The sequence below is a fragment of the Kitasatospora phosalacinea genome (genome assembly GCF_000717185.1).
Classification (GTDB): Bacteria; Actinomycetota; Actinomycetes; order Streptomycetales; family Streptomycetaceae; genus Kitasatospora; species Kitasatospora phosalacinea_A.
Window position 1 is genome coordinate 22534 of sequence record NZ_JNYE01000043.1, and the last position, 20065, is coordinate 42598.

Here is a 20065-nt window from a genome sequence, read left to right on the forward strand (position 1 = left end):
CCACGCTAAGGACCGCCCCACCACCCCCAGAAGCCCCGAACGGCTACGCGCAGGGCGACCTTCGTCGCCCCCGGAGGGCGACCCGGGGACCCGCGCGGGCACCCGGGAACGCCGGGAGCCCGCCCACCGCGGGGGTGGACGGGCTCCTCGGGGACGGCGGGGCGGCGGCTCAGCCGGCCAGGCCGTGGCGGACGGCGTAGAGGGCGGCGCGCAGGCGGTCGGACTGGCCGGTCTTGCGCATCGCCTGGGTGAGGTGCTTCTTGACGGTGGCCTCGGCCAGGGCGAGGCGGCGGCCGATCTCGGCGTTGCTCAGGCCGAGGGCCAGCTGGGCCAGGACTTCGCGTTCGCGGTCGGTCAACCCGGTCTGGTCCAGCGGGAGTTCGACCGGGGCGACGGGCTGCGGGCGGACCGGGACGGGGGCGGGCAGGAACAGCGTGCCCCCGGCCGCGACCAGCCGGACGGCGTCCACGATCCGCTCCGGCGGCAGGTCCAGCGGGAAGCAGCCGCTGCCGCCCGCCATCAGGATCCGGCTGGCCTCGGTGGTGGTCTCGGCCCGGCGCAGCAGCAGCACCCGGGCGTCCGGCGCCCCGTCCGGGCGGCGCAGGGCCGCGACGGCGGCCAGGTCGCCGTCCAGGGTCGTGCCGCGGCCCAGCAGCACCACGTCCGGCCCGGTGCGGTGGACCGAGCGGACGGCGTGCGCCGGGTCGGCGGAGGAGCCGACCACGGCGAGGTCGGCGACGCCCGCCAGGACGCTGCGCAGCCCGGCGCTGACCACCGGGTGCCGTTCGACCAGGAAGACCCGGGTGGCGACCGTCCGGTGCGCGGCGCCGGTCGGGCACAGCGGGTGGTGGCAGGTGCAGGCCGCCTCGGGGGCGGTGCGGGCCGCGTCGGCGAGCAGCTGGTGCCCGGCGAGCAGGTCCAGCGGGTTGTCGATCTCGGTGTGCAGGGCGTCCTGCGGGTGCGCGCGGTGGCGCAGCACCCGGGCGGGGCCGCTGGTCAGCGCGGCCACGGGACCTCCCGGCGGGAGGGCGCGGCGGGGTACGGGAGCGGGTGCATGGCGGGTCGGTCCCCTCGGAGGCGGCGAAGGCGCGGGACGGGGGATCGGCGCCCGGTTCGGCACCGACCCCGCGGAGGACGGGCGGTGACGCCGCGGGCCGGCCGGGTCAGGGCAGGGGGCGGCGCACCGTGCCGGGGCGACAGGTCTCGTCGAAGCACCTGCGGTGCCACGAGCCGCCGATCCCCCAGAGGGTGAAGTCGGTCCGCCGATAAGCCATGGGGAAATCCTATTTGCGCCGATGAGGGACGGTCAAGGACGGTCCGGAGTCCGGAAGTTGCCCCCACCGCCCTGCCCGCACCGCGCTACCCGCCCCGCCCGCTCCTATGACCACGGGTAACAGCACGAACGCCTGGCTGGCTGACGCCGCGCACCGTCCGCGAGCCTCGGTCCGAACGACCCCGACGGCGCCGGCCCCGCCCCGCCGTCCGAACCGGAGGACCCACCGCGCCATGCCCGCCGCCACCGCCGACCCGGCCGCCCCGTGACCCGCTTCCTGCTGCGCCGCCTGCTGCTCGCCGTCCCCACGCTGCTCGGCGTGAGCGCCGTCGTGTTCGCCACCGTCGCACTCGTCCCCGGCGACCCCGTCACCGCGTTCCTCGGCCCCGGCGCACCCGCCGAGGCCCGGCAGGCCCTCGCCGAACGCATCGGCCTCGACCGCCCGCTGCCCGTCCGCTACCTCGACTGGCTCGGCCACGCCCTCACCGGCGACCTCGGCACCTCCACCTCCACCCAGCGCCCCGTCGCCGCCCTGCTGCTGCCCGCCCTCGGCCAGACCCTCACCCTCACCGCCGCCGCCTTCGCCCTCGTCCTGCTCGGCGGCGTCCTGCTCGGCACCCTCGGCGCGCTGCGCCCGCACGGCTGGACCAGGCGCCTCAGCGGAGCCGCCGCCACCCTCGCCGTCTCCGCCCCCCAGTACTCCGTCGCCCTGCTGCTCACCGCCGTCCTCGCCGTCCACTGGCGCCTGCTGCCCGCCGGCGGCACCCACGACGCCTTCGGCCCCGGCGGCACCGGCGACCTGCTGCGCCACCTCGTGCTGCCCGCCACCGCCGCCGCGCTCGTCCCGCTCGGCCTCACCGCCAAGGTCCACCGCGCCGCGCTCTCCGGCGTCCTCGCCTCCGACCTCGCCGACGGCCTGCGCGCCCGCGGCCTCGGCCGCGCCGCCGTGCTGCGGCACTGCGCCCACAACGCCTCGCCCGCCCTGCTCACCATCGGCGGCCTGCAACTCGCCTACCTGCTCGAAGGCGTCGTCTTCGTCGAGACCCTGTACGCCTGGCCCGGCCTCGGCCGCCTCCTCTACGACGCGCTCACCGCCCGCGACCTGCCGCTCGTCCAGGGCGGCGTGCTGCTCGTCGCCACCGCCTTCGTCGGCGTCAACCTGCTCGTCGACGCCGCCCACGCCGCCATCGACCCCCGGGTGCGGAGCTGAACCATGGTCACGATCCGCCACCCCCGCACCGCGCTCGCCGCCACCGCGGCCCTGCTGCCCGTCCTGCTCGCCCTCGCCGCACCCCTGCTCGCCCCCGCCGACCCCGACACCGGGCACCTCGCCGACCGGCTCCTCGACCCCGGCGCCCCCGGCCACCCGCTCGGCACCGACGGCCAGGGACGCGACCTGCTCAGCCGCCTGCTCTGGGCCGCCCGCCCCTCCCTCACCGCGGGCCTGCTCCCCGTCGCCGTCGCCGCCCTGGCCGGCGCCCTCATCGGCATCACCGCCGCCCTCACCGGCCGCGCCACCGAACAGGCCCTGCTGCGCACCCTCGACGTCCTCTACGCCTTCCCCGGCGTCCTGCTCGCCATCGCCGTCGCCACCCTGCTCACCCCCGGCCTCGGCGCCACCGTCCTCGCCCTGTCCGTCGTCCTCACCCCCGCCGTCGCCCGGGTCGCCTTCACCGAGACCCGGCGCATCCGCACCGCCGAGTACCTCGAAGCCGCCACCGTCAGCGGCGCCACCCGCACCACCCTGATCCTGCGCCAGGTCCTGCCCGTCGTCGCCCCCGTCGTCCTGGTCTACGCCAGCTCCCTGGTCGGCCTCGCCGTCGTCTACGCCGCCGGACTCTCCTTCCTCGGCCTCGGCGTCCCCCCGCCCACCCCCGAATGGGGCGCCATGCTCGACGAACTCCGCCCCGCCCTGTTCACCCACCCCTGGCTCGCCGCCCTCCCCGCCCTCGTCATCCTCGCCGTCTCGGTCGCCTTCAACGCCCTCGGCGAAACCCTGCGCGGACGGCTCGGCGAAGGAACGGAGGCGACCCGGTGAGCCTGCTCGCCATCGACCACCTCACCGTCCACCACCCCGGCGGCACCCGGGCCGTCGACGACGTCTCGCTCACCCTCGACGCCGGACGGGCCCTCGTCCTGCTCGGCGCCTCCGGCAGCGGCAAGACCACCCTCGCCCGCACCGTCCTCGGCCTCCCCGGACGCGGCACCACCGTCCGCGGCAGCATCCGCCTCGGCGGCACCGAACTGCTCGGCCTGCCCGAACGCGCCCTCACCCGCGTCCGCGGCCGCCGCATCGGCTACGTCCCCCAGGACCCCTCCGCCACCCTCGACCCGCTGCGCCGCATCGGCACCCAGCTCGCCGAGGTCCTGCGCACCCACCGCCTCGCCGACACCCGCCGCGCCGCCCGCGCCGCCGCCCTCCCGCTGCTCGCCGCCGCCGGACTGCCCGACCCCGAACGCGCCGCGAGCGCGTACCCGCACGAACTCTCCGGCGGCCTGCGCCAGCGCGCCGCCATCGCCCTCGCCATCGCCGCCGACCCCGAACTCCTCATCGCCGACGAACCCACCACCGCCCTCGACACCCTCGTCCGCGCCCGCATCCTCGACCTCTTCAGCACCCTCCGCACCCGGTGCAACCTCGCCCTCCTCCTCGTCACCCACGACCTCTCCGCCGCCGCCCGCATCGGCGACACCGTCGCCGTCCTCGACGGCGGCCGCCTCACGGCCACCGGCCCGGCGGAGGAGCTGTTGGTTCCGGCAGAGGAAGCGGGAGGGAACAGGGGCTCGGGGAACGGCGGGTCCGAGCTGCTGGTGGCCGGAGCCCACCGGGACGTCCGTGCTGCTTCGGGCAAGGAACAGAACCCGAAGCCAATGGCACGCCCCGGCAGTGAACCGTCAGCAGCCCCGGGCCCGCCGTTCCCCGGGCCCCTGAGTGCGTCCTCGTCTGCCGAAGAGGTTTCCAAGTGACCGCCCTGCTGCGGCTCGACGCCGTCTCCAAGAGCTACGCCCACCGCCCCGCCGTCGCCGACGTCACCCTGGAGGTGCGCGCGGGCGAGAGCGTCGCGCTGGTCGGCGAGTCCGGCTCCGGGAAGTCGACGCTGGCGCGGCTCGCGCTCGGGCTGGTGCGCCCCGACGCGGGGAGCGTCACGTTCGAGGGCCGCGACCCCGCGCGCCTGCGGGCCCGCGCCGACCGGGACGTCCGGGCCCGGCTGCAGTTCGTGCCGCAGCACCCCCGCGGCTCGCTGAACCCGGCGCTGCGCTCCGGCGAGGCCGTCGCCTTCGCGCTGCGCGCCCACCGCGTGCCGCGGCGCGAACGCGCCGACCGCACCGCCGAGTTGTTCCGCCAGGTGGGCCTCGCACCGGAGCTGGCCCGCCGCTTCCCGCGGGAGCTCTCCGGCGGGCAGCTGCAACGCGTCGCGGTGGCACGGGCGTTGGCGACCGGCCCGGCGCTGGTGGTGTGCGACGAGCCGACCTCCGCACTGGACCGCGACACCCAGGAACGGCTGCTCGACCTGCTGGCCGAACTGCGCGAACGCACCGGCACCGCCTACCTGTTCGTCTCCCACGACCTCGCCGCGGTGGCCCGCTTCGCCCACCGCACGCTGGTGCTGCGCACCGGCCGCGTGGTCGAGCAGGGCCGCACCGAGCACCTGTGGACCGCCCCGGCGCACCCGTACACCCGCGCCCTGCTGGACGCCTCGGGCCCGCACGTCACCCTCCGCCTTCCCGAACGCCTTCCCGAACGCCGTACCGAACGCGGTGCCGAACGCGGTGCCGAACCGAACCACAAGACCGAGGAACCGACATGACCCAGCACCTCCGCATCCGCTCCAGAGCCGCCGCCGCCCTGGCCACCGCCGCCCTGCTGGCGGCCACCGGCTGCGCCTCCACCTCCGCGGGCGGCGACGCCGCGGGCGGTGGCGGTGGCGGTGGCGGCGGGACGCTGGTGATCGGCGCGACCGGCAAGCTGCCGAACCTGGACACCGTGATCGGCGGCGCCGGGTTCGAGGGCAAGCGCCTGCTGAGCTTCCAGATCTACGAGGGCCTGACCCGCTACGAGCTGCTCAAGGACACCGACAAGCCGCCGCAGGTGACGGGCGCGCTCGCCGAGTCCTGGCAGGTCGCCCCCGACAAGGTCACCTGGACGTTCGCCCTGCGCAAGGGCGTCACGTTCCAGGACGGCACGGCGTTCGACGCCGACGCGGTGCTGTTCAACCTGCACCGCTACCTCGACAAGGCCAGCCCCGAGTACACCGACGCGCTCGGAGCCGCCGCCAAGGAGTACGCGGGCGACATCGCCTCGTACCGCAAGACCGACGACACCCACGTCGAACTGGTCACCTCCAGCCCGAACGGGCACTTCCCGGAGGACCTCGCGCACGTGCTGATCGCCAGCCCCACCGCCGTCCGCAAGTCCGGCAGCGCGAACTTCTCCCAGCACCCGGTCGGCACCGGCCCGTTCGCCTTCGCCTCGCAGACCGAGGGCCAGCAGGTCGACCTGGTCGCCAACAAGGACTACTGGCGCGGCGCTCCCCGGCTGGAACGCCTCGTCGTCAAGGCGCTGCCCGACCCGGCGGCCCGCACCGCCGCGCTGCGCTCCGGCGGCGCCAACTGGATCGAGTACCCGAACCCGGACGACCTGGAGAGCCTGAAGGCGGACGGCGCGCAGGTCCTCTCCAACAGCTACGACCACCTCTGGTACTGGATCCTGGACACCACCAAGGGCCCGTGGGCGGACGTCCGGGTCCGGCAGGCCGCCAACTACGCCATCGACCGGCAGGCCATCGCGGACAACCTGCTGCACGGCACCGCCGACCCCGCCTACCAGGCGGCACCGCGGGCCACCGCCGCGTACGACCAGGGCGACGACCGGTACGCCCACGACCCGGCGAAGGCACGGCAGTTGCTCGCCGAGGCGGGCTACCCGAACGGCTTCGCCACCTCCGTGACGGTGCCCACCGGCGGCTCCGGCAACCTGCTGCCGGTGCCGATCACCGAGGCCCTGCAGCGCGACCTGGCCGCCGTCGGCATCAAGGTCGACATCCGCACCACCGACTGGACCACCCTGATCGGCGCCGAGGCCAAGGGCGAGGTCGCGCTCGGCTCCGACGCGATCGCCCAGTCCACCACGCTGTTCCAGTCCGAGGCGCTGCTGCCGCTGTTCATCGGCTCCAAGAGCCCGTTCTGGACCGGCCACTACGCCAACGCCAAGGTCGACGAGCTGATCGCCACCGCCGCCGCCAACCCCGACCAGTCCGCCCGGCAGGCCGCCTACCGCACCGCGCTGCGCCAGGTCACCGAGGACGCGCCCTGGCTGTTCGTGGTCAACGACCGCAACCCGCGCGCCCTCGCACCCAGCGTGCACGGACTCGTCCAGCCGCAGTCCTGGTTCCTCGACCTCACCACCGTGTCGGTCACCAAGTGACGCCCCGCCCCCGACCAGCAGCGCAGAAAGGCCCCCGATGACCACCGCCCACCCCGCCGTGCCCCCGCCCGCCTGGGGCATCACCCTGCCGCTGCCCGGACTGACCATCGACCGGCACCGCTTCCTGGTCGAACGCCTCCCCGACCTCGGCTACGGCGACGTGTGGAGCGCCGAGGGCGGCGGCACCGACGCCTTCACCCCGCTGGCCGCCACCGCCGCCTGGGCCCCGCACCTGCGGATCGCCACCGGCATCGTCCCGGTCCACACCCGCGGACCCGCCGTGCTCGCCCAGACCGCCGCCACCCTCGCCCAACTCTCCACCGGGGGGCTCCTGCTGGGCATCGGCGCGTCCGTGCCCGCGCACGTCACCGACATCAACGGCATCCCGTTCGACGAGCCCTTCAAGCGCACCCGCGACGTGCTGCGCTTCCTCACCGCCGCGCTGCGCGGCGAACACGTCGCCGGGGACTTCGACACCTTCTCCATCACCGGCTACCGCCTGCCCCACCCGCCCGCCGACCCGGTCAAGGTCATCCTCGGCGCGCTGCGCCCCGGCATGCTGCGGCTCGGCTTCACCGAGGGCGACGGCGCCATCACCAACCTGCTGCGCGCCCAGGACCTGCCCAAGGTGCTGGACGCGGTCGGCCCGCAGCCGCCCGGCAAGGAACTCGTCGTCAAGGTGTTCGTCTGCCCCACCGAGGACACCGCGTACGCGCACCGCGCCAGCCGGCCCTTCCTCGCCTGGATCCTCAACCGCGAGCCCTACCGCAAGTTCCACCAGTGGCTCGGCAACGGCGAGTTGCTCGCCGAGACGCACAAGCGCTGGGCCGACGGAGACCACGAGGGCGCCCAGCGCGCCCTGCCCGACGAGGTCGTCGACGCCCTGTTCCTGCACGGCTCCCCCGAGGAGTGCCGCGAACAGATCCTGCGCTACCAGCAGCCCGGCGTCACCGCCATCCAGCTGTACGTCTCGCTGCCGCCCGAGGTGTTCACCAGCCGCACCCGGCTGCTCGACACCCTCGCCCGGCTCGGGCCCGCCGCCCGATGAGCTGTCCGGCCGACTGTCCGGCCAACTGTTCAGCGGCGGGCCGCCGTTCACCGGCGGCCCGCCCACCACCCCCTGCCACCAACGGAGTTGAACCGATGGAGCTCGAACTGCGCGGCGGCGTCCGCGCCGCCCCCGTGGCCGGCCGCACCCCCGCCGAACGCCAGGCCCTGCGCTGGGCCCCCGACCCGCGCGAACGCACCGCCGACCCCGCCCACATCGCCCGCACCGCAAGGGAGTTGGAAGAGGACGGGCTCGACTCCGCGCTCGTCGTCCAGTCCTCCTCCTGGCCCGACCCGTGGGCCGTCGCCGGCTGGGCCCTGGCCGCCACCACCCGGCTGCGGATCGCCGCCGCCCACCGCATCGGCACCACCTCGCCCACCGCCGCCGCCCGCACCCTCGCCACCCTCGACCGGCTCTCCGGCGGACGCATCAGCGCCCACCTGGTCATCGGCTCCAGCGACGCCGACGTCGCCCGCGACGGCGACACCCTCCCCAAGGCCGAGCGCTACCGCCGCGCCGACGAGTACCTCTCCCTGCTCACCCGCTACCTCGCCGCCGAGGACGACCTCGACCACCACGGCGAGTACTACACCGTCCGCGCCGCCCGCAGCGGCCTGCGCCCCCACCCTGGCAGCGAACTGCTCTCCTTCGGCGGCTCCTCCCCGGCCGGCGTCGACCTCGCCGCCCGCTACGCCCAGGTCTACGCCGTCCCGCCCCGCCCGCTCCCCGACACCCGGCTGCGGATCGCCGCCGCCCGCGCCGCCGCCACCCGGCACGGCCGCACCCTGCGGATCTGGCGGCACGTCACCGTCGTCCTCGCCGACACCGACACCGCCGCCCAGCAGCACCTGCGCCGCCTGCGCCGCGACGCCCTGCGCCTGGCCACCGGCCCCGACGCCGCCCGCTACCACGACGCCGTCGCCCTCGACCGCGACCGCGAACGCGGCACCGCCGACACCGCTGCCGTCGACCCCGACACCGCCCCCACCCAGGTCGCCGCCTACATCCGCCGCTCCCTCGCGGGCGCCTACACCGGCTCGCCCGCCACCGTCGCCGCCCGGATCAACCTGCTCCGCTCCGCGGGCGTCGACATCGTCCAACTCGACCTCCCGGTCGAGACCGACCACGACCGCGCCCTGCGCCGCGCCCTGGTCGCCCAACTCCGCGCCCCCGCCCCGCTGCGCCGCGCCTGGTAGCCCGCCGGCCCGCACCACCAACTGCCAACTGCTGTCCGGTTCTTCGCCCTGGACGCCTGGGTGTCGATCGCATCGGCCAACTGGCCTTCCTCCAGACCCAGTTCGGTCATCCCTTACTCGGAAGCCCGGTGGGACGGTCGGGTAGACGGCGCGGCGGGCCAGTCCTCCGCCAACGAGGTGTGCCCCAGTGGGAACCACGGGCTCTCCAGCGCCCCGACGCCGTCGAGCGCCCACCCCACCGTCGGGGCGAACGACGCAGGCAGTAGCCGTTCCCGGGTCTCGATCAGCGAGACGTGCGCACCGGTGTACCCGATCAGGGCCCCCAGCTCGTCCTGGCCAAGATGGGTCCGGAGTGCCCGGAGCTGCCGGTCGAAGGTTGCGGTCGGACTTGACGAAGGGTCAAGTTCATTGACTCACAATCGGGCCGGTTTCCAGTTCCGGAAACTGAGGGACCTTGACCGCACGGCCGCCGGCTCGGAAGCATCGAGTGCGGCATCCGTCGACGAGGGGGCAACCGTGGAACTGGAAACGTTGTCGAGTTCGTGCGACGAGGGCGAGTGCCCCACGCTCTACCGTACGGACCGGGGCACGCTGGCCGTGCAGGGCGAGCGGATCACCGACCACGGTCGTGAAATTCCCGAGCACGAGACCGTGGTGGAGATCCCGGTGGAGTTGATCCGGAAGGCGGTCCGCGATGGGCTTCTCTGAGAACCTCGGCAGCATGTTCTCCGAGTTCAGGCGTGAAGCGTTCAGGCTGGAAAGCCTGGACGACTACAGCCGGTCCGGTGGCGTGGAGGCATACCACGCGTTCCTGGCGGGCGAGGAGCAGCCCGAGGAGTACCGGAACTCCTCCTGGGTGACCACTGTCGGAGAAGCCGTGCGGTCCGGCAGGAGGATGTACCGGGTGCACGTGCTGTCGCGGCCGCTGACCGACTACCTGCGGTTCGAGCTGTCATGGGGGTACCGCCGCAACATGACGGCCGGGGAGGAGTTCTTCATCCTCGACGTCACCGAACGGGAGAATCCGCTCCAGGGCGTTCCCGACTTCTGGCTCTTCGACGACGAGGCCGTCGCGGTCATGAACTACGACGACTCCGGCGGGTACCTGGGTGCCGATTTTCACGGGGGAGACCGCGTCCCGGAATTCGCGGCGCACCGGGACGCGGCACTCGCGCACGCTGTGCCGTTCGCCGATTGGTGGGCCGAGTACGGCGAGTGAACAGGTCGGAGCTGGGACCGGCGCTACGGGCACTGCGAGAGGCCTCCGGGAAGGAGGCCAGGACGGTGGCCCGCAGCGCCGTCATGTCGACGAGCAAGCTCAGCAAGATCGAGAACGGGCGGGCGGCGGTGTCCGTCGTCGACGCGGACCGCATCCTCACCGCGATCGGCGTGTCGGAGGCGGTGAAGGCCGAGTACATGGCCGCTGCCCGCGCGGAGGCGACCGAGGCGACGGCCTGGCGGCTGTACCGGAGGCTGGGGTACCACCGCAAGCAGCAGCAGATCAAGGCGATGGACGACACCACGACGCTGCTGCGGATCTTCCAGACGTCCCTGATCCCCGGGCTCCTGCAGACCCCCGAGTTCGCGCGGGCGGTGTTCGCGAGGAAGGAGATCGGGGAGGAGCAGTTGTCCCGTGCGGTCGGCGGCCGCCTGGCCAGGCAGGCGGTTCTCTACGACCCGGCCAAGGAACTGCAGTTCGTGATCCTGGAATCCGTTCTCCGGTGGGGCCTGGTGCCGCCCGCGGTGATGGTCGAACAACTGGACAGGATCGTTTCCGTTTCCAGGCTTTCCGGGGTCGACGTGCGAGTGATGCCGCTCGCCGGTTTCCACGCGGACGTGCCGGGCCACTCGTTCGCGGTTCGGGACGACAGAACGGTGACCGTGGAAACCGTTCACGCGGAACTGGTGGTGACCGATCCCAGGGACGTGGACCTCTACGTTCGGAAGTTCGAGAGGTTCTCATCCGCTGCTCTGGCCGGGGACGACATGCGCAGCCTGCTGGAAGGCATTCGGGACGAGTTCTTGCGGAAACAGGAAACCGGTCTTGAACGCCCTCCCGGCTGCCCCTAGCGTGATTTCCGGTGGCCGTCCGGCCGCCGTTTCCGCTGATGCAGGGAGGTCGCTCTCATGCTCGACGCCGATGGCGGGCACGGGGGAAGTCCCGCGCCGATCCAACCGCCGCCGCCTCCGGCTCCGCCGTCACCCGACGGCAGCGCGCCGCCCGGGGGCGGGGAGCACCGCAAGTGACCGACGGTCTCCGGGCGGAGGGGGTGGGCCGTCCCGGCTTCGGGTCGGGGCGGTCCCTGCTCTCCACCGGCAGTCTGTCCCCGGATTGGGCGGGCACGTTCGGTGCGGTGCCGCGTTCGCTGTTCGCGCCGCCGCGGGTCTGGGCGTACGACATGGCCACCGGCCGCAGCGTGCTGGTGGACCGGGACGAGGACCCGGTCGCCTGGTGGGCCGCGACGGAGGCGGACGTCCCGTTGGTGACGCAGTGGGACGACGGCGGGCACGGCGGGGTGGAGCCGGGGCGGGTGCCGACCAGCAGTCTCAGCATGCCGAGCGTCGTCGCGTCGATGCTCCGCGACCTCGACGTGCGGCCGGGCCAGCGGGTGCTCGACGTGGGGACCGGGTGCGGTTGGAACGCCGGGCTGCTGGCGCACCGGCTCGGGGCGGGACGGGTCGTCAGCGTCGAGTGCGACCGGGAGGTCGCGGCGCTGGCCGCCGCGCACCTGAAACGGGCGGGCCTGGAGGCGGAGTTGGTCGTCGGTGACGGCGGGGTCGGCCGGCCCGGCGGCAGCCCGTACGACCGGGTCGTCGTGACGTACGGCGTCCGGGAGGTTTCGCGGGCGTGGATCGCGCAGTCCCGGCCGGGCGGTGTCGTACTGGTGCCCTGGGGGACGGACTTCAGCCCGTTGGACGCCGTGGCCAGGCTGGAGGTGCGGCCCGACGGGACGGCGGAAGGACGGTTCACCGGGCTGGTGGAGTTCATGAAGTCGCGGGATCAGCGGCTCGCGTTCCCCGAACACGCCGCGTACGTACCGGAGTTCCCGGACGGTGCGGACACCCGGCACCGGACGGTGCTCGCCGCGGACGCCCTGGGCGGCCGCTGGGGCGTGCAGCGCTTCGTCGTGGGGCTGGCGGTGCCGGACGTGACGCACCTGGTGCACCGGCAGGAGGACGGGACGACCGTGGTGTGGTGCTACGGGCTGTCGGACCGGTCCTGGGCGGCGGTGGCGTGGCGCGCGGGGCAGCAGGGGGCGACGGTGTACCAGGCCGGGCCCCGGCGGCTCTGGCAGTTGGTGGAGCGGGCCCTCGCCTGGTGGGACGGCCGGGGCTGCCCGGAGCTGACCCGGTTCGGTCTCGCGGTCGGGCCGGACGGCACCGTGCCGTGGCTGGACGGACCGGCGTGCCCCGTCCCGCAGTACCGGTGATCCGGCAACCCGGGGCCGGGGCCGGGGGAGGTGCGGGTGCGGGTGCGGGTGCTGGCGGCGGTCAGCGGTTCACCGTCGCCATCGATCTGTGCGGCACAGTGCGGCAACGCGGCCTGCGGTGCGCCGAGTTCGGGTCCTCCCGCTGGCGGCCGCGGCCGGGGCGCACGCCCTGGGCGAGACGGACCGGGGGACGGTCAAGCTCGTCCTCGCCCCCTGACCCGCGCCGTGCGCCGCCGACCGCGCGGCAGGCGGGGTCACGCCACCCCGCGCAGCTTGTCGGGGTTGGAGACCGCGTGGATGCCGCGGACCAGGTCGCCCTCCGGCGCCAGGTCCAGGACGAGGACCGCGAACGGGCGGCCGAAGGCGGAGAAGGCGGCGGCGGGGGCGCCGTTGACGCTGCGCCAGGTCACCTCCAGGCCGCGGTCGCCGGACTTCCCGGCCAGCGCGGCGAGCAGGCGGGCGACCTTGGTGCGGCCGGTGAGCGGGCGCCGTCCGCCGGGGGCCTTGCCGCCGCCGTCGCCGATCAGGGTGACGTCCGGGGCGAGCAGTTCCAGCAGGGCCTTCAGGTCGCCGCCGAGGGCCGCGGCGAGGAAGCGCTCGGTGACCTGCCGCCGCACGGCGGGCTCGGCCTCGTAGCGGGGACGGCGCTCCTGGACGTGGGCGCGGGCCCGTTTGACCAGCTGCCGCACCGCCGCCGGGCTGCGGCCCAGCACCGCGGCGACCTCGGCCCCGCTGTACCCGAACACCTCGTGCAGCACGAACGCGGTGCGCTCCAGCGGCGACAGCGTCTCCAGCACCACCAGCAGCGCCAGCGACACCGACTCGGCCCGCTCGGCGGCCAGCGCGACGTCCCCCGTGCCGCCGTCCGTCCCGCCGTCCGCGCCCAGCAGCGGGCCCACCAGCGGCTCCGGCAGCCACGGGCCGACGTACGTCTCGCGCCGCCGGACGGCCGCGGCCTGCTGGGCGAGGGCCCGGTTGACCGCGATCCGCACCAGGTACGCCTTGGGGTGCTCGATCCCGGGGGCGGCCGGGTCGGTCGCGCGGGCGGTCCAGGCCAGCCAGGTGTCCTGCAGGACGTCCTCGGTGTCGGCGACGCTGCCGAGCAGGTTGTAGACGAGGGAGAACAGCAGCTCCCGGTGCTCCGCGTACGCCCGGGTGGCCCGTTCCCCCGCCGCCTCCGCCTCCGCCGCTCCCGCGACCCCGGCCGCCCCCGTCGCCCGTTCCATGCCCGCTCCCTCGCTCCGTCGGTCGTGTCCGGAACAGGGAACCGGACCGGCCCGCGGAAGGTGCCGCGGCACCGGGCGCTGTGACCCACCTCACACCCGCGCCCGGGCCCGACGGGCCGGACCCGAACAGTCGTCCGTGCACCTCAAGTAGGCTGACCGCGGCCGGAAATGACGGTGCCACGGCGAGCGGGGAGCGCCCGGCCCCTTCCGGGCGCCCGCCGAGGGGACCGGCCGACGGGGACGGACACGAAGGACAGGCGACAAGTGGACAGCGACAACCGCGCCGGCGTTCGACTCGCGGACCGGGCGGAGGGCGGGCCGACCGCCCCCGAGGCAACACCCGGCGCGGTGGGGAACGGGGCACCCGGTGGACGGCCCGGGTGCTGGCAGTACCTGCTGGACGACGGCCTCGACCCCGCCGGACGGATCCCCGTGCACGCCGTGCGCGCCAGCGTCCCGCCCGCCGACCGCACCGGCACCCCCGGCGCCCGCCGCCCCAACCCGCGCCACGGCCGCCCGCTGCCCGCCCCCGCGCCCGCCGACGCCCCGGCCCCCGGCCTGCCGCCGCTCGGCGCCGGACGCCGCCCCGCCGGGCGCGCCCTGCTCTCCTGGCTGGAGGACACCCGCGCGCCCCGGCTGTGCCGGATCACCGGCTCCTCCGGCAGCGGCCGCACCCACCTGCTGACCTGGCTCGCCGCCGCCTGCCCGCCCGACCACCCGCGCCCCGGCCGCCGCGTCCACGCGCTGCTGGACGCCGAGGGCCTGACGGTCCGCTCCGCCACCGCCCGGCTCGCCGACCTGCTCGGCCTCAGCGCGGGCGAACCCGCCGAACTCCTCGAAGCGCTGCAGGACGGCACCCCCCGCACCGTCGTGGTCACCGACCTCGACCGGGCCGGCGGCCCCCGGCTGCCCGACCTGCCCGAACGCCTCGCCCGCGAGCTCCTCGTCCCGCTGCTGTCCGTCCCCTGGCTGCTGCTGGTCGTCGAGGCCGCCGACGGCCCCGCCGCCGAGGCGCTCACCGCCGCCGCCCCGACCGGCGCCGTCCTCGACCTCGACCAGCCGCAGTGGACCGACCCCGCGAAGTACGCCGCCTGGTGCGCGGGGCTGCCCGGCCACCCCGTCGACCCGGCCGCCACCCACCCCAGCCCGGGCCTGGCCCAGCTCGCCGCCCGCACCCCCGGCGCCGCCCCCGACCCGGCCCGGCCGCCCGCCGAACGCGCCGCCGCGCTCGCCGGGGCCTGGTGGGCGGCCGTCCCGCCCGCCGAACGCGCCGCCCTCGCCGCCCTGGCCGGGGCCGAGGGCCCGATCAGCACCGCCCTGTGGGCCACCCTGCCCGGCGCCGACGCCCGCTCCGTCGCGGCCGCCGCCGACCTGCTGCCCCCGCCCCCGATGGCCGACCGCTGGCGGCTGCGCCCCGAGCAGCTCGCCGACCTGGTCACCGCCGACAGCCCGCCGGTCGACCACGCCGCCACGATGTGGGAGGTGGCGGGCGGCATACCCGTGCGCGCCGACGGCGGCCCCGACCTCGCCGCCAGCGACCCCGAGCGCCTCGCCCTGCTGCTCCGGCACGCCTCCGCGGGCGACCCCGCCAGCCCGATGCTCGACGAGGTCGACCTGCTGCTGCACGCCGAACCCGCCGCCGTCACCGCCGCGTTCCAGTACGCCGAGGACAGCGGACGGCCGGCCACCCCGCTCGCCGAGGCCTGGCGCCGCGCCGCCCCCGACCGGGCCGCCACCGCCCGCCCCGCCGACCGGGCCGCCGTCCTGCACGCCCACCTCACCGGCCGCCACGACGCCGCTGCCGCACACTGCGCCGAACTCGCCCGGCAGGCCGACACCCGCTGGCGCGCCGTCTGGCAGCACACCCCCGCCGACGGCCCCTGCGCCGCCACCCCGGGCCTCGGCCCGTCCGCCGGGCACCTGCTGCTCGCCGACGGCGACGGCCTGCACCTGGCCGACCCCGCCACCGGCCGCCTCCACGACGACCGGCCCGAGCCGCTGCACGCACCCCACCCGCGCGCCCTGACCGCCACCCCGTTCGGCGGCGCCCTGCTGCTCGACGCCTCGGGCACGCTGCGCTCGCTCACCGTGCGCGGCGCCGAGGGCGTCCCGGACGGCGCGCTGGCCGCCCTGGACGCCTGCACCGCCGTCGCCGCGCACGAGGACGTCATGGTGTTCGGCCGCCCCGACGGCCTCACCACCTACAGCGAGGTCTCCACCGGCACCGCCCACCGGCCCGAGCACCCCCTGCACGAGGGCCCGGTCACCGCCCTCGACGTGGCTCCCGCCGACGGCGGCGTCCTGGTCGCCAGCGGCGGCGAGGACGGCCGGGTGTGGACCTGGATGCCCGGCCGCCCGCCGCTGCCCGCCCCCGTCGACCAGCGCCCCTGGCCGGTCACCGCCGTCGCCCTCGGCAGCACCCCCGCCGGACTGCTGCTCGCCGCGGCCTGGTCCGACGGCCTGCTGCGGCTGCGCCGCTGGGGCGAGCGCCACCACGGCGCCGACATCCGGCTCGGCGCGGCCGTCCGCACCCTCTCGGTCACCCCCGACGGCCTGGTGGTCGTCGCGCTGCCCGGGTCGGTGCTCGCCCTCACCCTGGTCGGCTGAGCCCGGCCCGGCCCGGCCCGGCTCGGCTGAGCCCGGCCCGGCCCGGCTCGGCTGAGCCCGGCCCGGCCCGGTGTTGAAAGTTGACGGCGAGTCGGCGATCTTCAACGAAAGACCGCGCAATTCACCATTTCCGGTTGGTTCCTGATCGAGTTTGACCAGCGGAAGGATATTCGGCGTCAACGGAGCCGCCGCCCCTTCCCCACGACGGATGAAACCCACAGCTGAACCCCATTCCTGAATCCTCACGCGATACAAGTCCGACCGGAAACGAGGAATCGATGTCTGAACACCGTGACGGGGTCGACCACGTGGAGCGGGAGTGCGCCGCCCTCGCCGGACTGCCCGCCGCCCAGCGGCTGGTCGAACTCGAGAAGCTCTGCCACCGCACCGAACGGATCCTCGGCCGCGCCGTCCTGGACACCGCCGCCGAGGTCTACGAGCAGGGCCACGACACCGCCCTGCACCGCTCCCCGTACGCCTACGGGTACCTGCGCCGCAGCCTCGGCTACCGCGCCGAACACCGAACGGACGGCTGACCGTTGTACACCTACTTGTGCCGCACCCGCTGGGGCGACATGGACGCCTTCGGGCACGTCAACAACCTCAAGGTCCTCCAGTACGTCCAGGAGGCGGTCTACTGCCTGCTGTACGACGACACCGAGGGCCAGGACCTCTTCGAGGACGGGTTCATGATCGCCCGTCACGAGATCGACTACCGCTCCCCGCTCTACCACTGCCCCACCCCGCTGCCCGTGCAGATCTGGGTGGAGCGCCTCGGCCGGTCCTCGATCAGCACCACCTGCGAGGCCCGCCGCCGCGGGCAGATGGTGTTCCAGGCCCGGACGGTCACCGTGCCGACCGACGCCGCGACCCGGCGCAGCCGCCCGCTGCGCGAGGCCGAACGCCGCCACCTCAACCGCTACCGGGTCCGCCCCACCGGCCCCGTCGCCCCCGTCGGCCGCGTCCCCGTGCGCTCCACCGGCCGGATCAGGGTCCCCGCCCTCAACGAACGCGCCTCCTGACGCACGGGGCGCGGCCAGGGAACAGCACTCCCCGCCCCGGGGAGGAGGACGGACGGCCCCGGCCCGGGCACCCCACCCGGCCCCGGGGCCGGCCCCGTCCCCGCGCCACCCCCCGCGCGGCCGCCCGGCCGACCCCGGCACGGGCCCACCGCACCGCGCCGACCAGGGATTTCAACACCGCGACGACTTCAACCGGACCGCCCCGCCCGCTCCCGCCCGCCGGGCCGCGCCACCCCCCATACTGCTGCCGGGAGACCGGGAAACCCGGCGGCGCGACGGCACCGCGCCCACCGGGACGGTCACCCGCGACCCGGTACGTCGTTCGGGCGGCGCAGCACGCCCGCGAGCGGAAAGAACCCCATGCCCAACCCCTGCCGAACCGGCCCGACCCCGCCCGGTTCGACCCCGCCCGGCCCCTCCCCCCGGCCCGCCCCCTCGCCGTCCGGCCCGTCGCTGTCCGGCCTCGCTCCGTCCGGCCCCGTTCCGTCCGGTCCGAAAGCCGCGTCCGCCGACGGCTCCCTGTACGGCTCCCTGTACGGGCGGCTGGAGCGGATGAACGGCCTCGACGCCGTCCGGGCGGCCCGCGGCGTCGCGCGGGCGCTGTTCCCGTTCAGCGACCTCCTCGACATGAGGGTGGTGGCCGTCGCGCCCGGCGAGGTGCTGCTCTCCGTCACCACCGCGGCCGACCACCAGGGCTGGCCGGGCCACACCCACGGCGGGTACCTCGCCGCGCTGTGCGACACCGCGTGCGGCCTCGCGGTGGCCTCCCTCGTCCCGCCCCGGCACACCGTGGTCACCGCCAACCTGAGCCTCCAGTACCTGCGGCCCGTCCCCGCGCCCGGCGGAGAGGTCGGCTGCCTGGGCGCCGTCACCCACCGGCAGGGCAGCCGCATCCTCACCCGGGCCGACGTCACCGGCGGCGACGGCGAGGTGCTCGCCGCCGCCACCGCGCTGATGCTGGTCCGCCCCGTCGACCCGCAGGCGGCGGACGTGGCAGGCGCGGCGGACGCGGCGGCCCCCGCCCCCGCCCCCGTCAGCTGAACCGCCCGGTGCCGGGCCCGGCCCGGTCCGGCACCTCCGGGGGCGGGGCGCCGCCGCCCGCGGGAACGACGTCAACTGCCGGGCGTTCCACGGCCTCCCGGCCGATCGTCCACGAAGGGGCGGGCCGCAGCAGCGGGTAGTACGAGGGATCGTTCATGACGTCAATTGATCACCGCCGCCCCCGCCCGCCAACCACCGCGCCCGCACGGCTCACCCCGCCGCCGGGGCGCGCCCCGGCATGCCCCGGCGGCGGGGTGAGCCGCGCCCCGGTCCGCTCCGCCGTCCGCCGGGCTACCCGCCCAGTCGGGCGAACCGGCCCTCCAGGCGCGACAGTTGGAGGGCCGTCGCCGGGGAGCGCAGCGCGTCCTGCCGCTCCCGGAAGCTCGCGTACGCCCGCCGGGCCTGGTGGATGTTGCCCGCGTCCAGCTCCAGGTGCGCGAGCTGCAACAGGGACACCCCGATCGTCCGGTGCTCGCCCGGGGGCCGGGCCCGCAGCGAGGCCCGCAGGTACGACAGCGACAACTCGGTGGCCCGCAGCGAGCGGTGCACCTGCGCGGCCTGGTACAGCAGGGCGGGCTCCGGGTACCGGTGCGGGCCGCCCTCCGCGGCCGCCCGCCCCGCCCAGTGCTGCGCGCCCTCCAGGTGCTTGAGCGCCTGCGCGGACTGCCGCAGCCGGGCCGCCGCCACCGCCTGCTGGGCCAGCACGAAGGCCCGCACGCCCAGGGCCGCGTCCGGCGGCAGGTGCTCGGCCGCCGCGTCCGCCAGCCGGGCCGCGTACGCCTGGTGCCCGAGGGCCCCGGCCTGGGTGCTCTGGTCGCGCAGTGCCATCGCCTGGGCCGGTCCGTCCTGTGCCTCGGCCGCGAGCTGGTACGCCAGCCGGTAGTGCCGCTGGGCCTCGCCGTGCCGGTTGTCGTCGGTGTACGTCCGCCCGACCAGGCGGACCAACTGGGAGGCGGCGACCAGCAGTTCGGCGTGCCGCGGGCCCCCGGCGGGGGACTTCGCCCAGGGCAGTACCTGGTCGCGCAGGTAGCCCAGCAGCAGGCCGCGGGCGATCGCCCCGCCGTACCCGTCGTAGTGCCGGGCGCCGAACGCCGTCATCTCCCGCACCGCCTCCACCTGCCGGGCCCCGACCCGCTCCGGGCCGGAGCGGCGGACGGACGGCACCAGCGGCGGACGGGGCGCGGCGTTCCCGGCGGAGGGTCCGGGCCCCGCCGCCGGGCGCGGGGCGGGCACCAGCCGGATCTGGAACAGCGGAGGCTGAAACGTTTCGTCCTGCGGCTCGCCGGAATTCGGCCAGGAATGCAGTCGACGCAGCCCCGTCAGGGCGTCCGCCGACTCCGGGCCGGACTCCTCCGCGAGCGCCGGATCGGCCGACTGCAGGCCGAGCTCGCCCCGCGAGACCGGGCGGCCCAGCCGCCGGGCGAACGCCTCCTCCAGCAACTGCGGCCCGGGCGGCCGCGGCTGGGTGCCGGACAGCCAGTGCGCCACCGTCGTCCGGTCGTAGCCCACGCTGAAGCCGCTCTCCCGGGCCACCTTCTGCAACGCGGCCGCCAGCGCCGGGCCGTTCCACCCGGCCTCCGCCATGCAACCGCGCAATGCGGCATTCGGACCACGGGTGTGCGGCATCGACAACTCCTTGTGCGGACCACCTAAGGGGTTGGCCCCAGAATAACGGGCGGCGCCGACGGCGAATACCGATTTCCGCCGAGCGTCGACCGTTCGACACCGGGGTATCGGAAATGGCCGAATGTGATGACCCGGCGGGAATACGATCATCTTGTCCGCTCTTATTCAAT

19 protein-coding genes are annotated in these 20065 nt (G+C 75.7%); 15 read left to right on the top strand and 4 right to left on the bottom strand.

All coding sequences use genetic code 11. The annotated features are described in order from the left end of the window. Positions 1 to 169: 169 nt before the first annotated feature. Positions 170 to 1009, bottom strand: coding sequence for a response regulator transcription factor (locus OO57_RS19215; RefSeq protein ID WP_081973796.1), 840 nt, complete (start codon positions 1007 to 1009; stop codon positions 170 to 172). Between the two features lie 529 nt (positions 1010 to 1538). Between OO57_RS19215 and OO57_RS19220 the strand changes: the two genes are divergently transcribed. The 11 genes from OO57_RS19220 (at position 1539) to OO57_RS19270 (ending at position 12373) form a co-directional block, all read left to right on the top strand. Further along, complete coding sequence (locus tag OO57_RS19220) at positions 1539 to 2483, top strand: ABC transporter permease (RefSeq protein ID WP_033253769.1); 945 nt, start codon at positions 1539 to 1541, stop codon at positions 2481 to 2483. A 3-nt stretch (positions 2484 to 2486) separates the two neighbouring features. Continuing rightward, entirely contained in the window at positions 2487 to 3311 is an 825-nt protein-coding gene (locus OO57_RS46835; RefSeq protein ID WP_051777954.1) for an ABC transporter permease, read from the top strand. Beyond that, positions 3308 to 4240 carry an ABC transporter ATP-binding protein gene (locus OO57_RS19230; RefSeq protein WP_051777955.1) on the top strand — a complete coding sequence of 311 codons (933 nt, stop codon included), beginning with the start codon at positions 3308 to 3310 and terminating at the stop codon, positions 4238 to 4240. The genes OO57_RS46835 and OO57_RS19230 overlap by 4 nt, the downstream gene beginning before the upstream one ends. After that, a complete protein-coding gene (locus OO57_RS19235) occupies positions 4237 to 5082 on the top strand; it encodes an ABC transporter ATP-binding protein (protein ID WP_063737593.1) in 846 nt (281 codons plus the stop codon). Before OO57_RS19230 ends, OO57_RS19235 begins: the two co-directional genes overlap by 4 nt. Next, entirely contained in the window at positions 5079 to 6698 is a 1620-nt protein-coding gene (locus tag OO57_RS19240; RefSeq protein ID WP_051777956.1) for an ABC transporter substrate-binding protein, read from the top strand. The genes OO57_RS19235 and OO57_RS19240 overlap by 4 nt, the downstream gene beginning before the upstream one ends. A 37-nt stretch (positions 6699 to 6735) precedes the next feature. Beyond that, the gene (locus OO57_RS19245) at positions 6736 to 7746 is read left to right on the top strand and encodes an LLM class F420-dependent oxidoreductase (RefSeq protein WP_051777957.1); all 1011 of its coding nucleotides are present in this window, start codon (positions 6736 to 6738) and stop codon (positions 7744 to 7746) included. A 95-nt stretch (positions 7747 to 7841) separates the two neighbouring features. Then, positions 7842 to 8942 carry an LLM class flavin-dependent oxidoreductase gene (locus OO57_RS19250; protein WP_033253770.1) on the top strand — a complete coding sequence of 367 codons (1101 nt, stop codon included), beginning with the start codon at positions 7842 to 7844 and terminating at the stop codon, positions 8940 to 8942. 516 nt (positions 8943 to 9458) lie between these two features. Continuing rightward, positions 9459 to 9650: a hypothetical protein gene (locus OO57_RS19255; RefSeq protein WP_033253771.1), complete on the top strand. Its 192-nt coding sequence runs from the start codon at positions 9459 to 9461 to the stop codon at positions 9648 to 9650. Further along, the gene (locus tag OO57_RS45740; protein WP_033253772.1) at positions 9637 to 10161 is read left to right on the top strand and encodes a DUF6879 family protein; all 525 of its coding nucleotides are present in this window, start codon (positions 9637 to 9639) and stop codon (positions 10159 to 10161) included. Before OO57_RS19255 ends, OO57_RS45740 begins: the two co-directional genes overlap by 14 nt. After that, a complete protein-coding gene (locus OO57_RS19265; protein ID WP_033253773.1) occupies positions 10158 to 11012 on the top strand; it encodes a helix-turn-helix domain-containing protein in 855 nt (284 codons plus the stop codon). The genes OO57_RS45740 and OO57_RS19265 overlap by 4 nt, the downstream gene beginning before the upstream one ends. 173 nt (positions 11013 to 11185) lie before the next feature. After that, positions 11186 to 12373: a methyltransferase domain-containing protein gene (locus OO57_RS19270; protein ID WP_051777958.1), complete on the top strand. Its 1188-nt coding sequence runs from the start codon at positions 11186 to 11188 to the stop codon at positions 12371 to 12373. A gap of 254 nt (positions 12374 to 12627) precedes the next feature. Here OO57_RS19270 and sigJ read toward each other — a convergent pair whose 3' ends face one another. Continuing rightward, positions 12628 to 13599: an RNA polymerase sigma factor SigJ gene (gene sigJ, locus OO57_RS19275; protein WP_051777959.1), complete on the bottom strand. Its 972-nt coding sequence runs from the start codon at positions 13597 to 13599 to the stop codon at positions 12628 to 12630. 264 nt (positions 13600 to 13863) lie between these two features. Between sigJ and OO57_RS19280 the strand changes: the two genes are divergently transcribed. The 4 genes from OO57_RS19280 (at position 13864) to OO57_RS19295 (ending at position 18269) form a co-directional block, all read left to right on the top strand. Continuing rightward, positions 13864 to 16206, top strand: a complete 2343-nt coding sequence (locus OO57_RS19280) for a hypothetical protein (RefSeq protein WP_033253774.1) — start codon at positions 13864 to 13866, stop codon at positions 16204 to 16206. A 278-nt stretch (positions 16207 to 16484) separates the two neighbouring features. Continuing rightward, on the top strand, positions 16485 to 16742 hold the full coding sequence (locus OO57_RS19285) for a hypothetical protein (protein WP_158715168.1): 258 nt from the start codon (positions 16485 to 16487) through the stop codon (positions 16740 to 16742). Positions 16743 to 16745: 3 nt separating this feature from the next. Then, complete coding sequence (locus OO57_RS19290; RefSeq protein WP_051777960.1) at positions 16746 to 17228, top strand: acyl-CoA thioesterase; 483 nt, start codon at positions 16746 to 16748, stop codon at positions 17226 to 17228. A 360-nt stretch (positions 17229 to 17588) separates the two neighbouring features. Further along, a complete protein-coding gene (locus tag OO57_RS19295) occupies positions 17589 to 18269 on the top strand; it encodes a PaaI family thioesterase (protein ID WP_033253776.1) in 681 nt (226 codons plus the stop codon). Here the strand turns inward: OO57_RS19295 and OO57_RS43945 are convergent. Together OO57_RS43945 and OO57_RS19300 are read right to left on the bottom strand one after the other, a co-directional pair. After that, a complete protein-coding gene (locus tag OO57_RS43945) occupies positions 18262 to 18426 on the bottom strand; it encodes a hypothetical protein (protein ID WP_158715169.1) in 165 nt (54 codons plus the stop codon). The two genes, OO57_RS19295 and OO57_RS43945, sit on opposite strands and share 8 nt — an antisense overlap. A 134-nt stretch (positions 18427 to 18560) precedes the next feature. Next, a complete protein-coding gene (locus OO57_RS19300; protein WP_033253777.1) occupies positions 18561 to 19853 on the bottom strand; it encodes a hypothetical protein in 1293 nt (430 codons plus the stop codon). Between the last annotated feature and the right edge of the window lie 212 nt (positions 19854 to 20065).